Below are 16,557 nucleotides of genomic sequence, written 5' to 3'. Positions count from 1 at the left end.
CCAGCCCGCCTTGTTATAAGTTATAAACAAACGTCCTAGACCACTTTTTTCCTTTCCCGCATAAAACGGACAAACTGCTCGGTTAGCCGCGGATCAAACTGGCCGCCGCTGCCTTTTTCAACATGAGCCACACCCTGAGCCCTGGTCATAACCACGCCATAGGGGCGTTCATGGGTAACGGTATCAAATACGTCGACCAGCGAAAACAACCTGGCCAGCAAGGGAATTTTATCACCCTTTATGCCATAAGGATAACCCTTGCCATCCCAACGCTCATGAAGAGCCAGAATGACCTCGGCCAGCACCGCCTCCCCGATGGACTGCGCCATCCGGTAGCCGATATCGCTGTGACTTTTGACCAGTTCCCATTCCTCTGCTGACAATGGGGCCTGTTTCCCCAGTATATCCCTGGGGATGGCCACTTTACCAATATCGTGGAGCGCCGACAGCAAGACCAGCGGTTTCATATCCGGACCGTCCATGTCCAGGCCGATATACGCGGCAAACTCAGCGGTCAACTGACATACTCTGGCGCTGTGTCCGGCTTCTTCAAAACAGCGGGTATGCAGGGTATTCTCCATACCCATAATGATTTCCCGCCGCACTGTCCGGCTTTCCAGCAGCTTATGACTGTACATCCGATTTTCGGCGATACTGAACAATTCCGCCAGGGTAGCAAAGCCGTCCTCCCTGGTCGCCATGCCAATGGCGGCGCTCAAGGGAATAGGCGTGTCCGCCCGTAGCCGGCAGGCCGTCCGGATTTTACAGCAAACCGCTTCACATTCCTGGCTGCTGGTGAGCGGCTGCAAGATCAAAAACTCATCGCCGCCCCAACGGACAACAATATCGGTGGAACGGCTGGACTGCTTCAACACCTCGGCCATCGCCGTCAGCAGGCTGTCACCCTCATGGTGACCGAATACGTCATTTACCAGTTTAAGTCCGTTCATATCTATCAGAATGACACTTAACGGCGAAAACTCCATCTTTTCCAGTTCAGCACGCATCATTTCAATATACGCCCGGTTATACAGAGTAGTCAGCTTGTCATGATAGCTGAGATACCTGATTTTCTCTTCCGCTTTCTGCTTATCGCTGATATCGGTCAACACCAGCATGATGACCCGGCGATTAATGCCGTCACAGGGCTGTAAAATCTGCTTGCATTCCACATAAATCACTTTCCGGTTAATATGAAAGACCGGCGGCAATTGCTGCAACAGCTCATTTCCTTCCGTTTCATCGACCAGAAACACCTGGCTCAGCAACTCCGCCAGTTCTTCCTGCTCACCCTCGGGGTCCAGCAGATCGACAATGCCGGCGCCATCGATCTTACCGCTAAAAATACGGAGACATTCCGCACTGTAATACCGGTTGACCCGTAAATCCGCTCCGAAAGTCAAAAAACCCTGGTTGGCATGATCCAGCAAATTTTGCATATCATGCTGGTACTGCTGCAAAAATTCCCCCTGCCTATCACTGATCAGAAACGTCTTGCGGGTCATCTGCAGCAGCCGCCGGTAATGCTCGGCCAGTTCACGGTAACGGGGCAAGAGCGCGCTGTCCGCGTAGCGGGGATTAACCAAGTCCCTCATCGTTTGGAGCAAGACCTGCTGCTCACTCTCAAACAGTTCTTCATCTTTTATCATCCAGTCTCTCTTATTGGTAGTATTCATACTTCTCACCTTCTGACACTCATACGTCTTCCTCCAGCGGAATCAGACGGAAAGGCAGTTCCAAATCTTCCTGGAACTTCACCGCACATTCCTGCGCCACTTCACTATCCCCGTCATAATACCACTGAACGACAACCTGCTTGCCTGACCGGTACGCCGCCGTCAGCTTCTCCAAGAGCAGCAGGATGCACTTGGTGCTGCCGGCATTGATATAAGGTATCTGGAAATAAAGTTCCAATAGTATGGAACTTTCACACTCCGCTAAAAATTCGTCCAGCCACTGAAAAACAGGCCCATAAAAGGCAAACGCATTATCCGGATAAGATTGTCCGATTATTTTCAGCCTATGCCGGTCCGGTTCAAACAAAACTCCCGGCGTAGAACTGGTTTGCTCAATATGTAATGGCTTCATAATATCCTGTTTTCTCCTTTTATATTTACAAGGAATACCTTTTCGCCAGTCTTCACCCTATTCCCTTCTTATCGCTGTTTTCCGGTACGGTTTTGACAATAAATAATTTTTGACCCTGTCACCCGGCCAGTGCCTTGTCAGTCTTAAAACGGCAGGATAAGGGCGAGGCTATTTTTTGCAACACAAGGCGAAGGAGGGCGACATACCGTAAGTATGCTAACTGACGGCAACGAAGGGTTGCGGAAAATAGACCGCCAGTATCCACCCGATTAAGGCTGACAAGGTCCTGTAGACCGCTCCGACTTGACATGCCGGCCTACTTGGCTTTATTCTAAGAAAATAGAGTTCTTTTTCCAAGAACCACATTGTCCAAAACCGCATTCCGCCTATGATTGACACGGGGCTTTCCCGTCCGCTCAGGGCGAACAACAAAGGAGAAGATATCCGATGACCACCTCGTTCCGCACCGCTCTTTGCACCGGCCTGCTGCTGGTGTTATTAACCGGCTCAGGCTGCTCCCAACAGGCGCCGGCTAAACCGGCCGAACCGGCCCGGGAAACGCAACAGGCGCAGGGCGCCGACGTCAAAAACCGGACTGCCGTCTTTGAAACCTCCAAGGGAACCTTCAAGGTTGAACTGTTTGACGACAAAGCACCCAAAACGGCCGGCAACTTTGCCACCCTGGCCCAAAAGGGCTTCTATAACGGTCTGATTTTCCACCGCGTTATCGACAACTTCATGATTCAGTCCGGTGATCCCACCGGCAACGGCACCGGCGGCCCCGGCTATACCATTCCCGACGAATTCAGCCCTGATCTTAAACATGACAAGGCCGGCATTCTCTCCATGGCCAATCGCGGTCCCAACACAGGAGGCTCGCAATTTTTCATCACCCTCGATGCCACGCCCTGGCTGGACAATAAGCATGCCGTCTTTGGCCGGGTAACGGAAGGCCTGGATGTGGTGAAAGCCATCGGCAAAGTCAAAACCGGCGCCCAGGATAAACCGCTGGAAGATGTGGTAATCAAAAAAATAACGATAGTGCCTCCGTCGGCGGAATGATGGAGTATAGCACCGAGAATTTTTTCAGCAGGCAAGGAGGAGCGCACATATCGCACCTATGTAAGCCTACGACAATGAAGTCTGCTGGAAAAAAGGCCGGTGATATACTCCGGTCTTTCGCCGGAGGAAACACTAGGATAGGAATGTTCCATTATGAAAAGAACCAAAGCCAACCTGCTGCTGCTCTTAACCTCCGCTATCTGGGGCTTTGCCTTTGTGGCCCAGCAAGTAGGTATGGACCACATTGGTCCCTTCACCTTTACCGCCGTACGGTTTGCGTTGGGCAGCGCCTCACTCATTCCGCTGATTCTCTATTTTAAGAAAACTGAGAAGCCCGCACCGGCAGCGACTGCCAATACCACCTATGTCGGTCTGGCGGCCGGCTGCATCCTGTTCTGCGGCGCTTCGTTGCAGCAGGTAGGCCTGCTGTACACCACGGCAGGCAAGGCTGCCTTCATCACTGGCCTGTATACCGTACTGGTGCCAATCGCCGGCATCTTTTTAAAACAGCGCACCAGTCTCATTACCTGGCTCAGCTCGCTGCTGGCTGTCACCGGCCTGTTTTTCCTGTGTGTCAAGGAAAATCTCTCGCTGTCTTACGGCGACCTGCTGGAACTGGTCGGGGCCTTCTTCTGGACAGCTCATATTATCCTGATCGATCACTTCTCTCATAAGGTGGACAGTCTTAAGCTGGCTTCGGTTCAGTTCGCCACCTGCTCGGTCTTAAGCCTGGCCGCCGCCTTGGCTTTAGAAACCATCACGCTTGACGGCATCCGGCTGGCCGGCATCCCCATTCTGTACGGTGGTCTGGCCTCGGTAGGCATTGCCTACACCCTGCAGATCATCGGACAGAAATATGCCTCGCCGACCCACGCTTCCATCATTCTTAGCCTGGAAACAGTGTTTGCCGCTATCGGCGGCTATCTGTTTCTCCAGGAAATCCTGGGTGTACGGGAGCTGTGGGGCTGCCTCTTAATGCTAAGCGGCATGCTGCTCTCGCAGCTAAAAGGAACAGCCCCTCACGACAACAAGACGGCTGCCTAAGAGGCCACGTTGAAAGGTTGTTGCGCTAAGAAAGCGCAACAACCTTATTTTTTGTTCCGGTTTGGTCTTTTCCGTAAAAATACGTTCCGCAGATTGAAAAATTGCCAGCTTACGTTAAGAAATCCGGCCTGTGCCCTGTGGGTATTGTTTGAGCTAACCGAGTTTACGGATTTTAGTAAGCTGGCAATTTTTCACATGATCAGAAAGCATAGACTTTCTGATCATAAGTAAGAACGACTAAGGCTTCTGTCTTCGTCCTTAAGGACTCGACACAAGCCAAGTCTTTTCTTAAGTATTTGGGAGGACAGGCCTAGCCTCTGCAAGGACAAAGGGACCACAAGCTTTTTTCCACACATACGGACTATTTAAAAAACAATTTTTTTACGACAGCCGCCTATTACTTTTTCTGAACCGCTTCCACCAGTTCGTTTAAATAGGTCCACCGGTCCAGGAGTTCGCTTAAGCGGGCATCGGTCTGTTCCTTTAGCGTCACCAACTCCTGCAGGCGGGTAAAATCGCTGCCGCCGGCGGCTATCTGTCCGTTGATGACCGCCAATTCCGCCTCTACACCGGCAATGACCGTTTCAATCTCCTCATACTCCCGTTGCTCCTTAAAAGACAGTTTGCGGGGCCGCACACTGTCCTTCGCCGCAGCGGCCGGCTCCGTTGCCGGCCGTTTGGCCTTAGGCAGTTCTTCCTGTTCGCGGGCCGCTTCCAACGCCACTGCATAATCACTGTAGCCGCCAATATAGGGTTTGATGCAGCCTTCTCCCTCGAAAGCGAAGATTTTATCCGTCACCCGGTCCAGAAAATACCGGTCATGGGATACGGTAATCACGGCGCCGGGGAAATCATCCAGATAATCTTCCAGGACAGTCAGCGTCTGAATGTCCAGATCGTTGGTCGGTTCGTCAAGCAAGAGGATATTGGGCGCTTCCATCAGTACCCGCAGCAGGTAGAGACGCCGCCGTTCACCGCCGGACAACCGGCCGACAGGCAACCACTGTTGGGCTGGCGGGAACAAAAACCGCTCCAGCATCTGAGCTGCCGTAATGTGGCCTCCGTCGGCCGTCGGCAGAATATGGCCGGCTTCCCTGATATAGTCGATTACCCGCAGGCTTTCATCCATCTCCCGGCCTTCCTGCGAGAAATAACCGATTTTAACGGTTTGACCAATATCCACGCTGCCGGTGTCTGGGGACAATTGGCCGGCAATGATATTAAGCAGGGTGGTCTTGCCGCTGCCGTTAGGCCCGACAATCCCCACCCGGTCCTGTTTCAAAACAATGTAGCTGAAATCCCTGATGCAAGTGAGCCCGTCAAAGCCCTTGGTTACTTCCTGCAACTCAATAATCTTCCGCCCCAGCCGGCTTGCCACCGCGCTGATTTCCAGCCTGCCGGCAGCCTCCTCCGGTTTATCGCTCTGCAGGGCCTCAAACCGTTCAATCCGTGCCTTCTGCTTAGTGCTGCGCGCCCTGGCGCCCCTGCTGATCCAGGCCAGTTCCTGGCGCAGCAGGTTCTGCCGTTTTCGCTCGGACGCCTCGGCCAGTTCCTCCCGCTCGGCTTTCTTTTCCAAGAATAGACTGTAATTGCCGCTATAACTATACAGCCGCCCTTTATCCAGCTCAATAATCCGGTTAGCCACACGGTCAAGAAAATACCGGTCATGGGTGACCATGAGCAGCGCGCCTTTGCGCTTTTGCAGATACTCCTCCAGCCAGGCCACCGTCGCATTGTCGATGTGGTTGGTCGGCTCATCCAGAATAAGCACATCGGTCGGTGTGATCAACGCCCCGGCCAGGGCAATCCGCTTGCGCTGACCGCCGGACAGCGTACTGACAAGGCCGGTAAACTCCTGGATACCCAGCTTGGTCAAAATACTCTTGGCTTCGCTTTCCAACTGCCAGGCATGGTGAGCATCCATTTGCTGCGACAGGGCAATCAGCCGTTGGGCCGCCGCAGTATCGCCCGGCCGCTCCTGACTTGCCAGCAGCGCCGCTTCATAGTCCCGCAGCAGCCGCATAACCGGCGAGTCTCCTTTAAACACCTGCTCCAGAACGGTGGCTGTTTCGTCAAAGTCAGGATTTTGCGGCAAGTATTCCAACTGAATGCCATTACCCTTGACTATCCGACCGCTGTCAGCCTGCTCCCGGCCGGCAATAGTTTTTAAAAAGGTAGATTTCCCCGTGCCGTTAACGCCGATCAGCCCGATCTTATCGCCCTCATCCACACCGAAGGTAACCTGTTCAAACAGCATTCTCACGCCATAGCTTTTCGCCAATTCTTCGATCGATAAAAGATTCATCGTTTCTACCCTTTTCCTTTTCTTTGCAAAATCCGCTCCAGGGAGGCGGCAAATGACCGGTCATCCTCACCGGTACGCGGCCGGGGGCCCTTGGTCCGTCCGCCGCCGCGGCGAAACCGGGCCTTCATTTCCCGTTCCTCCAGCAAAAAATCCATCGTTTCCGGCCGATATTCACGGCCTGAAGGACTGAGACAGTAAGCCTGTTTCCCCAAAATCATCGCGGCCAGCCCCCAATCCTGGGTGACCACCACATCGCCGGCACCGGTCAGGTTGACGACCTTTACGTCAGCCTCCTGCGCTGCGTTGCCCACCACAATATGGTGATCGGAAACAATCTGATGGTTAAAACTGGCCACCGTCCAGACCGGGCACTGGTATTGCCGCCCCAGGTCCAGGCAGCATTGCAGCACGGCTTTGGGGCAGGCGTCAGCATCAATGATGAGCTTCATGATGCTCCTCCCCGTTGTGCCGGAGCAGGCGGCAACGCCGGCGCACCGGCCTGGTCGTTAAAGGTCGCCCGGCAGGTTGGAAAAGCCGTACAGCCCCAAAAAGGCCCGTTTCGGCCGTTCTTAAGCTGCAAGGCTCCCTGCTGGCAGCGCGGGCAGCGGTATTTGGGCAGTTGCGGCACCCCCTCCAGGTCATCACAGGAAGCCTTGCACACCGGATAGCGCGAGCAGCCCCAAAACTTGCCGTTGCGGCCCTGCCTGAGCTGCAGCGCCCCCTTGCCGCACTGGGGACAGGGATGTTCCCCCTGCACAGGCAGCGAAGCAGCCAGCGCCGTCCGGCAAATTTCTTTGGTAAAGTCAATTTGCTGACGGATAAACTCCTCCAGGCTGGCCTCGCCGTCAGTCATCAACTGCAGTTGGCTTTCCCAGTGAGCCGTCGAGTCAGGATAGGTCAAGGTATCGGGCAACGCATCAATCAGAAGATAGGCAGGCTCGGTGGGCACCAAATACTTCTTGCGGCCCTCCTCCCGGATGAAACCGCGCTGCACCAGTTCCTTGATCATCGTGGCCCGGGTCGCCTCAGTGCCGATGCCGCTGACATCTTTGAGCTGCTTTTTTAGGTCCGGGTTCTTGACGTATTTATGAATTTCTTTCATGGCTGCCAGCAGCGTAGCCGCCGTAAAGCGCAGCGGCGGCCGGGTAGTTTTCTTATCAGCCGTTATCTTGAGACAGGCCGCGGCATCACCCTCGGCCATCGCCGGCAAAATGCCTTCTTCCTCGTCCTTCTTATCGTCCGGCTCGGCGGCATACAGTTCCTTCCAGCCAAGCTCGCGGACAACACGGCCGCCGGCAGTGAAGGTCTCCTGCTCATAGACCACATCGACTTTGGTCTGACTGTAGGTATGAATGGGATAAAACTGAGCTACATAGGCCTGGGCAATCAAAAAGTAAATATGTTTTTCCATCTCGCTCAGCTTGGCGAACGGACAGCGTTCCACCGTAGGAATAATAGCATGGTGGGCGGTGATTTTTTTATCGTTCCAGGCCCGGCTCGTGATAGCGTGGTCGGCCTTAGCCGACCACGCCGCCAGTTCGTCCTGCTCCAGCGCCGCCAGATTAGCCAGAATGGGCGCCGCATCGTCCCGCTGCGATTCAGGCAAATAGTCACAGTCCGAACGGGGATAGCTGGTCAGTTTTTTCTCATACAGCTTCTGCGCCGTATCCAGCACATGCTGTGGGTTGTAGCCGTAGCGCTTGCCGGCCAGCACCTGAAGGGCCGACAGCGACAGCGGCAGCCGCTGTGGTTCCCGTTTATCCGTCGTCTCACAGGCGGTAATGACCGCCGGGGCCTGACTGTCCGTCAACCGCGCCAGCAGCTCTTCCATAACGGCCTTGTCGGCCAGGCGCCCTTCGCTGTCCAGCCCGGCCTGTCCCTCCCGCGGTTTCCAATAGGCGGTAAAGTTGCCGTTGGCATGGGCAAAATCGGCCTTCACCGTAAAATAGTTTTCCTGCTTAAAATCGGCGATTTCCCGTTCCCGGCGCACCACCAGGGCCAGCGTCGGGGTTTTCACCCGGCCGACCGGCAGCGTGATGCGGTGCCCGGCCTGCTGGGCGGCCAGCGTATAGGCCCGTGACACATTCATGCCGATCAGCCAGTCGGCTCGCGAGCGGGCCAGGGCCGATTGTTTCAGATTAAAAAATTCCTGATTTTCCCGCAAACGCCCAATGGCCTGACGAATGCTTTTTTCATCCAGCGCCTGCAGTAAAATCCGCTTAACCGGTTTGCGGTTATCCACATAGTCCAGCACCTCGTCAATTAGGAGCTGCCCCTCCCGGTCAGGGTCACCGGCATGAACAATCTCAGCGGCCTCGTCAATCAGCCGCCGGACAATCTCAAATTGTTTTTTGGACGATTCGGCAATCATCAGCTTCCATTCGTCCGGAATGATCGGCAAATCCTCCATCCGCCATTTTTCATATTTGGCATCGTACTCATCGGGTTCCGCCTGCCGCAGGATATGGCCAAAGCCCCAGGTGACCACGCCGTCGCCGGTTACGATATAACCGTCCCGGCGGCTTAACGGCCCTGGCAGGCATTTGGCAATTTCCGCTCCCATGCTGGGCTTTTCGGCAATATATAACTTCATACTATCTCCTTTTTCCATTCGGCGGCCTGTTACGCAAACATAACCGCTCCTGAACCACGGCTGTATTCATGTCACAGCAGCAGTTCCACTAAAATTCTCTAACCTTAACCTGCAATAGTTCGGCCAGGTGCAAAAAATCCTGCGCCGCTGTTTCCTGTCCGGCCCGCAAGGCCAGCACGGCGCAGGTCCGCGCATCGTGCAGAGCATTATGATGCTCAAAGTCAATGGAAAACCGGCTGGCCAGCGTGGACAGTTTATAATTATCCAGTCCTGTCCAGGCCTTTTTGGCTATCTCCACGGTACAGGCGTACCGGAAGGACGGCTTGGGCAGCTTATACACAGCCAGTACACTGCGCAGCACCCCTATGTCAAAGGCCGCATTATGAGCGATCACGATTTTATTATCCAAGTGGGGCCTTATCCGGTCCCACAGCTCGGCAAAGCTAGCTTTATCGGCCACATCGGCCGCCGTAATGCCGTGAATCCGGGTATTCCAATAATCAAATCTAAGCTCCGGCGGACGGATCAGTGAATAGGCCGACCGGACAATCCTCCCCGCTTCCACCGTAACGGCTGCCATGCTGCAGACACTGGAACGGCTGCGATTGGCAGTTTCAAAATCAATGGCTACGTAGTTCATACTATTACACACCGGTACCTATTCTGGTTGAAGGTCCAGATTAGCTTAAGGTACCGCCAACTCCTATATAAAATGATTCTTTATATATTCGCTTCGTGGGCGCCACATCCTGCTAAGCGTTCCTGAGGCTCATTCGGACCATAGGAAACCGCAGAGATAGCGGTCCCTCTTTCAAATAAATCAGTGGTTCCTTAAGCCGGCCAAATTCTTAAGCTTGACCGAGGAACGGTAAAACTCCAGCAGCCCCTCGTCGCGCATGCGGCCCAATTCACGGGACAAGGCGGTACGGGATACCTGGAGAAAATCGGCCAGCTCGCTACGGTTATGGGGCAGCGAAAAAGTCAGCTTGCCACTATGGCGCTGCTGCTCCAGAAGATAGGCGGCAATCCTGGCCCGCAGGCTTTTCATGGACAAATATTCAACTTTACGGTGTAACAGCAGCGCCCGCTCCGAAATAATCAGCAACAGGTTTTGCAAAAGCTGCATGCCGGCCTGGCCATTGACCGCACAGCCCTCTAGCAGCCGGTCAGGCGGCAAAAAGGCGACGGTACAATCGCTCTGCGCCACCACGGTGGCCGGCCAATACCCCTGCCGGGAGAAAGCCGCCATTTCACCAAACAAATCTCCCGCCGCCAGCGTTGCCATAATCACCCGGTCACCGGCCACCGTTTCCTTAATCACCTGGGCCTGGCCGGTTAGCAATACACCGAGACTGGCCACCGGCTCACCGGCGGTCGCCACATAGGCTCCCTTGGCATAGCTGATGATCGCAGGCTGCAAAAAGGCCAGCACCTCCGGCAGCGCCGTGGCGGGCACAGCATGAAACAGTGCCGAACCGGCCAATACTTCCCATCGTTTATCCATTTCTCCTACCCTCAGGTTGGTAGCCATGGCTACCGACTTTTTCTTTTTATTATATTACAATCAAGGCAATAACAACAGTACCGGTTCGTTTACCTTATAAAACGAGCCACTGTACAACAGGAGGAACCATCATGCTGCGAAAAATCATTCACATAGACGAATCACGTTGCAACGGCTGCGGCCTCTGTATTGACGCCTGCCATGAGGGGGCGCTGCGGCTGATTAACGGCAAAGCCCGTTTGATCTCCGACGCCTATTGCGACGGCCTGGGGGCCTGCCTGCCGGAATGCCCCACCGGGGCCATCCGTATCGAAGAACGGGATTCCGCACCCTTCGATGAAGAATTGGTCAAAAAACACTTGGCCGCCAAAAGTCACTCTATGCCACCGGCTTCGGGCTGTCCCGGCAGCCGCTCCCGGCTGCTCCAGCCGGAATCTGCCACCGGTCCGTCGCCGGTGGCCGGCCAGCCGATGCCGTCGGCCTTACGCCAATGGCCTTGTCAGCTCCAGTTGATTTCCGTTCAGGCCCCTTATTTTGAGGATGCCGACCTGCTCATCGCCGCTGACTGCACCGCCTACGCCTACGCCAACCTGCATGCCGATTTTATGACCGGCAAGGTCACGCTGATCGGCTGTCCCAAACTGGATCATGTAGCCTACGCCGACAAGTTGACTACCATCTTGCAACTGCATTCGGTCCGTAGCCTGACCCTCTTGCGTATGGAAGTCCCCTGCTGCGGCGGTCTGGCCCAGGCCGCCGAGGAAGCGGTGGCAGCCTGCGGCAAAGCCATTCCGCTGCGCCTTGTCACCATCGGCATCGACGGTCAGGTGCTAGTACCTGATCAACCCTAATCCTGTGAATAGTGACGGCCCATTTTCCGCAAGGCCTTCGTTGTCGTCAATCGGCATACTAACGGTACGCCTCCTTCCTCCGCCTTGTCTCGCGAAAAATAGCCTCGCCACTATTCTTACAGTTTTAGGATTGACAAGGTACAGACCGACTCTGCTGCTGACTGACCGGATAACTTGCCGGGAGAAACAAAAGCCTATTGACAGGCAGCCGCTCATCCATTACACTTAAGCCATAGCAAGAATATACCATGGCGATGAACGGGAATAGTAGAAGTGTGAAAGGGTTTCAGAGAGCCGGAGGTTGGTGCGATCCGGTACATTTCAGACTTTGAACTCGCCTGTGAGCTGCAGCCCGATGACTAAGGTAGGGTGTGCCGGAGTTCCACCGTTACAGGGATAGATGGTGTTGGCCGTCGAACAAGTGGGTTCTTTATTGAACCAATTAGAGTGGTACCACGAGTTTACCCCCGTCTCTATCTATATAGAGACGGGGTTTTTTAGTTATCCGCCGCCGGCAGCGGATAATGACAGTCCATACAGGAACCAAACAGGTTATCTAAAAAAGGGGGATATAAGAGTTATGGGAAGAAAGATTGTCGTATTGGATACTACCTTGCGCGACGGTGAACAGGTACCTGGCGCGAAGCTGAATCTTCAGGAGAAGCTGCGGATTGCCCAGCAGCTAAAGACGCTTAAGGTCGATATTATCGAGGCCGGTTTCCCGATCTCTTCACAGGGCGACTTCGAAGCCGTCCGGCGTATTGCCAAAGAAGTGGTGGACGGTCCGGTGATTACGGCTCTGGCCCGGGCAGTCAAGGCTGACATTGACGCAGTCTACGAAAGTGTCAAAGAAGCTCAGAAACCGCTTATTCACATTGTGCTGGGAGTCTCCGACTCCCATATTCAGGCCAAACTGCGTAAATCCAAGGAAGCTATTATGCAGATGGGAGTCGACGCGGTCAAATACGCCAAGACCTTGCTGCCGGAAGTCCAATATTCCACCGAAGACGCCACCCGCGCCGATTTTGAATACCTGTGGCAGACGATTGAGGCGGCAGTCAAAGCAGGTGCCACCATCATCAACGTCCCCGACACGGTCGGCTATGCCGTGCCGGAGGAATTCGGAGAACTCATCAACAAGCTGAATTACCGCCTGAAAAACATCAATGACAAGGTGCTGCTCAGCGTGCATTGCCACAACGACACCGGTCTGGCTACTGCCAATACCTTGGCAGCGGTGAAAAACGGCGCCGATAAGGTAGAATGTACTCTTAACGGCATCGGCGAACGGGCCGGCAATGCGGCATTGGAGGAAGTGGTGGTCGGCATCAGGCTGCGTGCCGATTACTACGGTGCTTACACCGATATTGCCACCAAGGAAATCAAAGCTACCTCCACTCTGGTCAGCAATCTGATGGGCCTTGAGGTCCAGGTGAATAAAGCCGTCACCGGCGACAATGCTTTTGCCCATTCCTCCGGCATTCACCAGGACGGTCTCTTGAAGGACCGCGGCACCTACGAAATTCTGCGTCCCGAAGATGTCGGAGTAGAAAGCATGGAGTTGATTCTCACCGCCCGCTCCGGCCGCCACGCCTTTAAAAGCGCCATTGCTCCCTTCCTGCACGGTCAGCCGTCAGAGGCCGACTTCGAGCAACTCTTCGCGCGTTTCCTGGAACTGGCCGATATGAAAAAAGAAATCTACAACCACGACCTGTATCACATTGCCGAGGCCTATTACGCCGTCCGGGAGGATAACCCTTACGCCGGAGCTGAAAGCCTCTACGAGCTGCAAACTCTCCAGGTGGTCAGCAACGATATCTTCCCCTCGGCCAGTGTCAAAATACGCTGCGGCAGTCAGATCTTTAAAGACAGCGCCGTCGGCGACGGCCCGATTGATGCCCTGTATAAAGCCATCAACCAGGTGGTTAAGCTGGATGTGCAGCTACTGGAATATAAAATCAGCAGCATCAGCAAGGGTAACGAAGCCCTCGGCCGGGTCCATCTCAAAATATCTCATAACGGTGTCATTCATAGCGGCAAAGCCGTCGATACCGACATTATCAAAGCCAGCGCCGAAGCGTACTTAAGCGCGCTTAACCAGGTCCTGCTGGAAAGCTGGAAGGCCGAACGCAGCGCAGCTCAATAACAGAAAAGAAGCCGCCGGCTTGTTTAAAGCGGCGGCTTGACTCATTCACAACCCCAGTAGATTGAGCGTCCCTTTATCAACAACACCGGTTACCTTAACCCCCTTGTCATGCTGGAAGCGTTTAACGGCCGTTTCGGTATCGCGGTTGAAGAAGCCGTCGGCCCGTCCCTCCAGGTAGCCCAGTTCCTGCAGCTTCCGCTGCAGTTGTACCACATCGGCGCCCATCGACGCATAGCGCAGCGCCCGCTGCATACGGTACTGCTGATCTACAATACGGACCGGTGTCCCCACGGGCACCCATTCGAACAGTTCCTCCACATCCTTGTTGCGCAGCCGGACACAGCCATGGCTGATAAACTGGCCAATACTCCAGGGACGGTTTGTGCCATGAATCCCATAACCGCCCCAAGGCACATCCAGTCCCAGAAAACGTGTCCCCATAATATCACCCGACCTGTGAGCTTTCCAGATAACCGTCCAGTCGCCGATGGGAGTGGGCGTGTCGTCGTCGCCGACGGCAATCCGGTATTGCTTATAGAGCACCCCGTCATTGTAAACCTCAAGTATCCGGCTGGGAATTTTTATAACCAGAGAGATCTTCCCCTTTGGCGGTTGCAGCGGCTGATTGGGCAGAGCCGCCAGTTCCATCTCGTCCCAGTATTCAAAGCCGATCAGACTTAGGAATATGCCGGCAAACACCAATGAAGCAAGCGTGAAGTAGATACGGGTTTTTCTGAGAAGCATTGCTCGCAACGTAACACATCCTCACATAAACGCACTATTTCTACCATATATATGTGGTATGCGGCAAGGATATCCCTCTACTATAAAAACGCAAAGGACTGCTGCCTGCTTTTTTACCGCAGGCGACAGTCCTTTAACTTTAGCCTTTCCGTTACGTTCCCTTATTGCTGCAACTGCTCCAGCTTCTGACGTTTTAAATTAAGCTGCGTTAGTTTGACATAGTCAACCGGTTCCAGCTTGTCGCCATACTGGGCAGCTAATAATTTCTCCACTTCCGACGGCGGCAGCGTATAGGCTGCTACGGCGGAGCTTTTTTTATTTTCGCCGTGAATTTTAAACACCCTCCCTTCCCAAATGCCTGATCCACCTTAATCCGGCAAGTCCTGGCGGTCTATTTTCCACGCTCTTTTGCTGTCGTCCGTCAGCATACTCCCGGTATGCCTCCCTGCCGCTTTGTGCTGTGAAAAATAGCCTCGCCACTCCCTATCGTTTTAAGACTGACAAGGTACTAAGTAGTGTGCCCATTTTAACGAAAAAGTCTCAAAAAAATTCCACCGTCCATGGTATTCAGCGCTCCCGGCTACCCGGCAGGGTAAAGCCCCGGCCCAGTACTTCCGCCGCGTCGCTGACAATCATAAAGGCATTGGGATCGGCACTTTGCACCAAAAATTTCAGTTTGGCGATCTGCGTAAGGCTGACAACGACAAAAATCACCTGCTTGGCCTGGCGGGTAAAGGCTCCCTCCCCCCGCAGAATGGTGGCACCGCGCCCCACTTCTTTCAAAATTGCCTTGGAAATCTCATCCGTATTATAGGAAATGATATATACCGTCTTCCGGCGATTAAAGCCTTCCACCACTTTATCGGTAAGATTGGCGCCGATAAACATGGCGATCAGGGTCAAAATAGCGGGCTTAAGGCCAAATAAGGCGGCAGCGACCAGCATGATCAGGCAGTTAGCGGCAAAACCCACCAGGCCTACATTAAAGGAGTAGTGTTTCTTAATAATGGCGGCCACAATATCCAGGCCGCCGCCGCTGCCGTTAACCCGGAAAATAATCCCTGAGCCGATACCACTGACCACACCGCCGGCAATGGCTGCCAGCAAGGTATCGTCCAGAACATTCCAGCTTCCCAGAAAACGGGTCGCATCAACGGCAAAAGAAAACATGATGATGCCGTAGATGCACAAAACAGTATAGTCTTTGCCCAACTGACGATAAGCGGCATACACCAGCGGGACATTCAGCAGAAAATTCTGCACTCCGATAGGCAGGCCAAACAACAAGTAAGAAATAATGGCAATGCCGGTTACACCACCGCTCAACAACTGGTGGGGCACCAAAAAAAGATTAATTGATGCGCTGGAAATAAAGCACCCCAACGCTACTGCGGCATATTGTCCTACTCGCGCTTTCATAGCTTCCTCCTCTGACCGGCCGACCACACCGGCAGTTACTGTCCAGCCGCACCACCGGTGCTGCGACAGGCCCACCTTAAGGTTGACACGGTACTATTCTTTACATAAAAAAAGGCTTTCAACCGTTTTTCGAAAAACTTCTGTCTTTACCGGCAGCCTCCCATGTTTATAGTAGCAGAAAACACTACGGTTGACTACCGCCGGCTGTGTCATTTAAAAAACTTAGCCTGCTGTAACATTCTTGCGACTCTCCCATATCATATAGCAAAGGGGTAATTCCCGAGGGGGCGTGTTTTCAAACTATCCGAGACGGTCCCTGGCGGTGCTTTTTGAGCCATACTTGGTTAAACTTTTTTGAAATAGAGGAGCCTGCCATTCCTGCAAAAACTTGCCTTGTCTGGCGCAAAACCATTGCCATGGATCCTTCCGTTAGTTTGAAAACACGCCCTAATTGTTAGCCTGCGCTAACCGTTTTTTTGCCCCCTCATGTTAGCTGAGGCTAACCTTATCTTGAATTTTTCACTGCCCTAGGCAGTCAGGAGGTATTGTACAATGCAAATGATAAATGATCCCGCTTCTTTAGCCGAGCTTACGGTTGGTTCCTCTTGCCGCATTTCCTCGGTGGAACTGGATGGCTTACTCCGCCGCCGGGTATTAGACTTAGGTATTGTGCCGGGAACACCGGTCGAGTGTGTGCGCCGCAGCCCGGCCGGCGATCCCATTGCCTATAAAGTGCGCGGCACCACCATTGCCCTGCGTAGCCATGATGCCCGTCTGATTAAGATTTACCCAAATAAATAA

Annotated in this window: 15 protein-coding genes and 1 other annotated feature; of the genes, 5 read left to right on the top strand and 10 right to left on the bottom strand. The window is 53.8% G+C overall.

All coding sequences use genetic code 11. From position 1 onward, the window contains the following. Positions 1-35: 35 nt before the first annotated feature. Both F3H20_RS12350 and F3H20_RS12345 read right to left on the bottom strand, forming a co-directional pair. Positions 36-1,676, bottom strand: coding sequence for a diguanylate cyclase (locus F3H20_RS12350; protein ID WP_149735225.1), 1,641 nt, complete (start codon positions 1,674-1,676; stop codon positions 36-38). A 19-nt stretch (positions 1,677-1,695) separates the two neighbouring features. Continuing rightward, a complete protein-coding gene (locus F3H20_RS12345; protein ID WP_149735224.1) occupies positions 1,696-2,088 on the bottom strand; it encodes a DUF1987 domain-containing protein in 393 nt (130 codons plus the stop codon). 447 nt (positions 2,089-2,535) lie between these two features. Here F3H20_RS12345 and F3H20_RS12340 point away from each other — a divergent pair, with 447 nt between their 5' ends. Continuing rightward, positions 2,536-3,150 (top strand): peptidylprolyl isomerase, encoded by a 615-nt coding sequence (locus F3H20_RS12340; RefSeq protein ID WP_149735223.1) that lies wholly within the window; start codon positions 2,536-2,538, stop codon positions 3,148-3,150. A gap of 153 nt (positions 3,151-3,303) precedes the next feature. Continuing rightward, positions 3,304-4,194 (top strand): DMT family transporter, encoded by an 891-nt coding sequence (locus F3H20_RS12335; RefSeq protein WP_149735222.1) that lies wholly within the window; start codon positions 3,304-3,306, stop codon positions 4,192-4,194. A 397-nt stretch (positions 4,195-4,591) separates the two neighbouring features. Here F3H20_RS12335 and F3H20_RS12330 read toward each other — a convergent pair whose 3' ends face one another. The 5 genes from F3H20_RS12330 to F3H20_RS12310 all read right to left on the bottom strand — a co-directional run bounded on the left by F3H20_RS12330 (position 4,592) and on the right by F3H20_RS12310 (position 10,596). Further along, positions 4,592-6,499, bottom strand: a complete 1,908-nt coding sequence (locus F3H20_RS12330; protein WP_149735221.1) for an ABC-F family ATP-binding cassette domain-containing protein — start codon at positions 6,497-6,499, stop codon at positions 4,592-4,594. Positions 6,500-6,504: 5 nt separating this feature from the next. Next, on the bottom strand, positions 6,505-6,948 hold the full coding sequence (locus tag F3H20_RS12325) for a YaiI/YqxD family protein (RefSeq protein WP_149735220.1): 444 nt from the start codon (positions 6,946-6,948) through the stop codon (positions 6,505-6,507). After that, complete coding sequence (locus F3H20_RS12320) at positions 6,945-9,092, bottom strand: DNA topoisomerase 3 (protein ID WP_149735219.1); 2,148 nt, start codon at positions 9,090-9,092, stop codon at positions 6,945-6,947. The genes F3H20_RS12325 and F3H20_RS12320 overlap by 4 nt, the downstream gene beginning before the upstream one ends. A gap of 88 nt (positions 9,093-9,180) precedes the next feature. Next, positions 9,181-9,732, bottom strand: a complete 552-nt coding sequence (locus tag F3H20_RS12315) for a 3'-5' exonuclease (protein ID WP_149735218.1) — start codon at positions 9,730-9,732, stop codon at positions 9,181-9,183. Positions 9,733-9,912: 180 nt separating this feature from the next. Then, complete coding sequence (locus tag F3H20_RS12310; protein WP_149735217.1) at positions 9,913-10,596, bottom strand: Crp/Fnr family transcriptional regulator; 684 nt, start codon at positions 10,594-10,596, stop codon at positions 9,913-9,915. Between the two features lie 131 nt (positions 10,597-10,727). Between F3H20_RS12310 and F3H20_RS12305 the strand changes: the two genes are divergently transcribed. Further along, positions 10,728-11,447, top strand: a complete 720-nt coding sequence (locus tag F3H20_RS12305; protein ID WP_149735216.1) for a 4Fe-4S dicluster domain-containing protein — start codon at positions 10,728-10,730, stop codon at positions 11,445-11,447. A gap of 245 nt (positions 11,448-11,692) precedes the next feature. Further along, positions 11,693-11,925, top strand: a binding site (T-box leader). Positions 11,926-12,027: 102 nt separating this feature from the next. Then, the gene (locus F3H20_RS12300) at positions 12,028-13,593 is read left to right on the top strand and encodes a 2-isopropylmalate synthase (protein WP_149735215.1); all 1,566 of its coding nucleotides are present in this window, start codon (positions 12,028-12,030) and stop codon (positions 13,591-13,593) included. Between the two features lie 45 nt (positions 13,594-13,638). On the opposite strand, the gene F3H20_RS12295 is transcribed toward F3H20_RS12300, so the two are convergent. The 3 genes from F3H20_RS12295 to F3H20_RS12285 form a co-directional block, all read right to left on the bottom strand. Then, positions 13,639-14,337, bottom strand: coding sequence for a L,D-transpeptidase family protein (locus F3H20_RS12295; protein ID WP_149735252.1), 699 nt, complete (start codon positions 14,335-14,337; stop codon positions 13,639-13,641). A gap of 161 nt (positions 14,338-14,498) precedes the next feature. Continuing rightward, positions 14,499-14,678 (bottom strand): hypothetical protein, encoded by a 180-nt coding sequence (locus F3H20_RS12290; protein WP_149735214.1) that lies wholly within the window; start codon positions 14,676-14,678, stop codon positions 14,499-14,501. Positions 14,679-14,904: 226 nt separating this feature from the next. Beyond that, positions 14,905-15,756 (bottom strand): YitT family protein, encoded by an 852-nt coding sequence (locus F3H20_RS12285; protein ID WP_149735213.1) that lies wholly within the window; start codon positions 15,754-15,756, stop codon positions 14,905-14,907. Between the two features lie 552 nt (positions 15,757-16,308). On the opposite strand from F3H20_RS12285, the gene F3H20_RS12280 reads away from it, so the two are divergent. Beyond that, the gene (locus tag F3H20_RS12280; protein ID WP_223191748.1) at positions 16,309-16,557 is read left to right on the top strand and encodes a FeoA family protein; all 249 of its coding nucleotides are present in this window, start codon (positions 16,309-16,311) and stop codon (positions 16,555-16,557) included.

Origin of the sequence: Propionispora hippei DSM 15287, from assembly GCF_900141835.1 — a bacterium.
Lineage (GTDB): Bacteria > Bacillota > Negativicutes > Propionisporales > Propionisporaceae > Propionispora > Propionispora hippei.
Note: the sequence above shows the minus strand (reverse complement) of the source record. Positions and strands in the feature narration are given on the sequence as shown.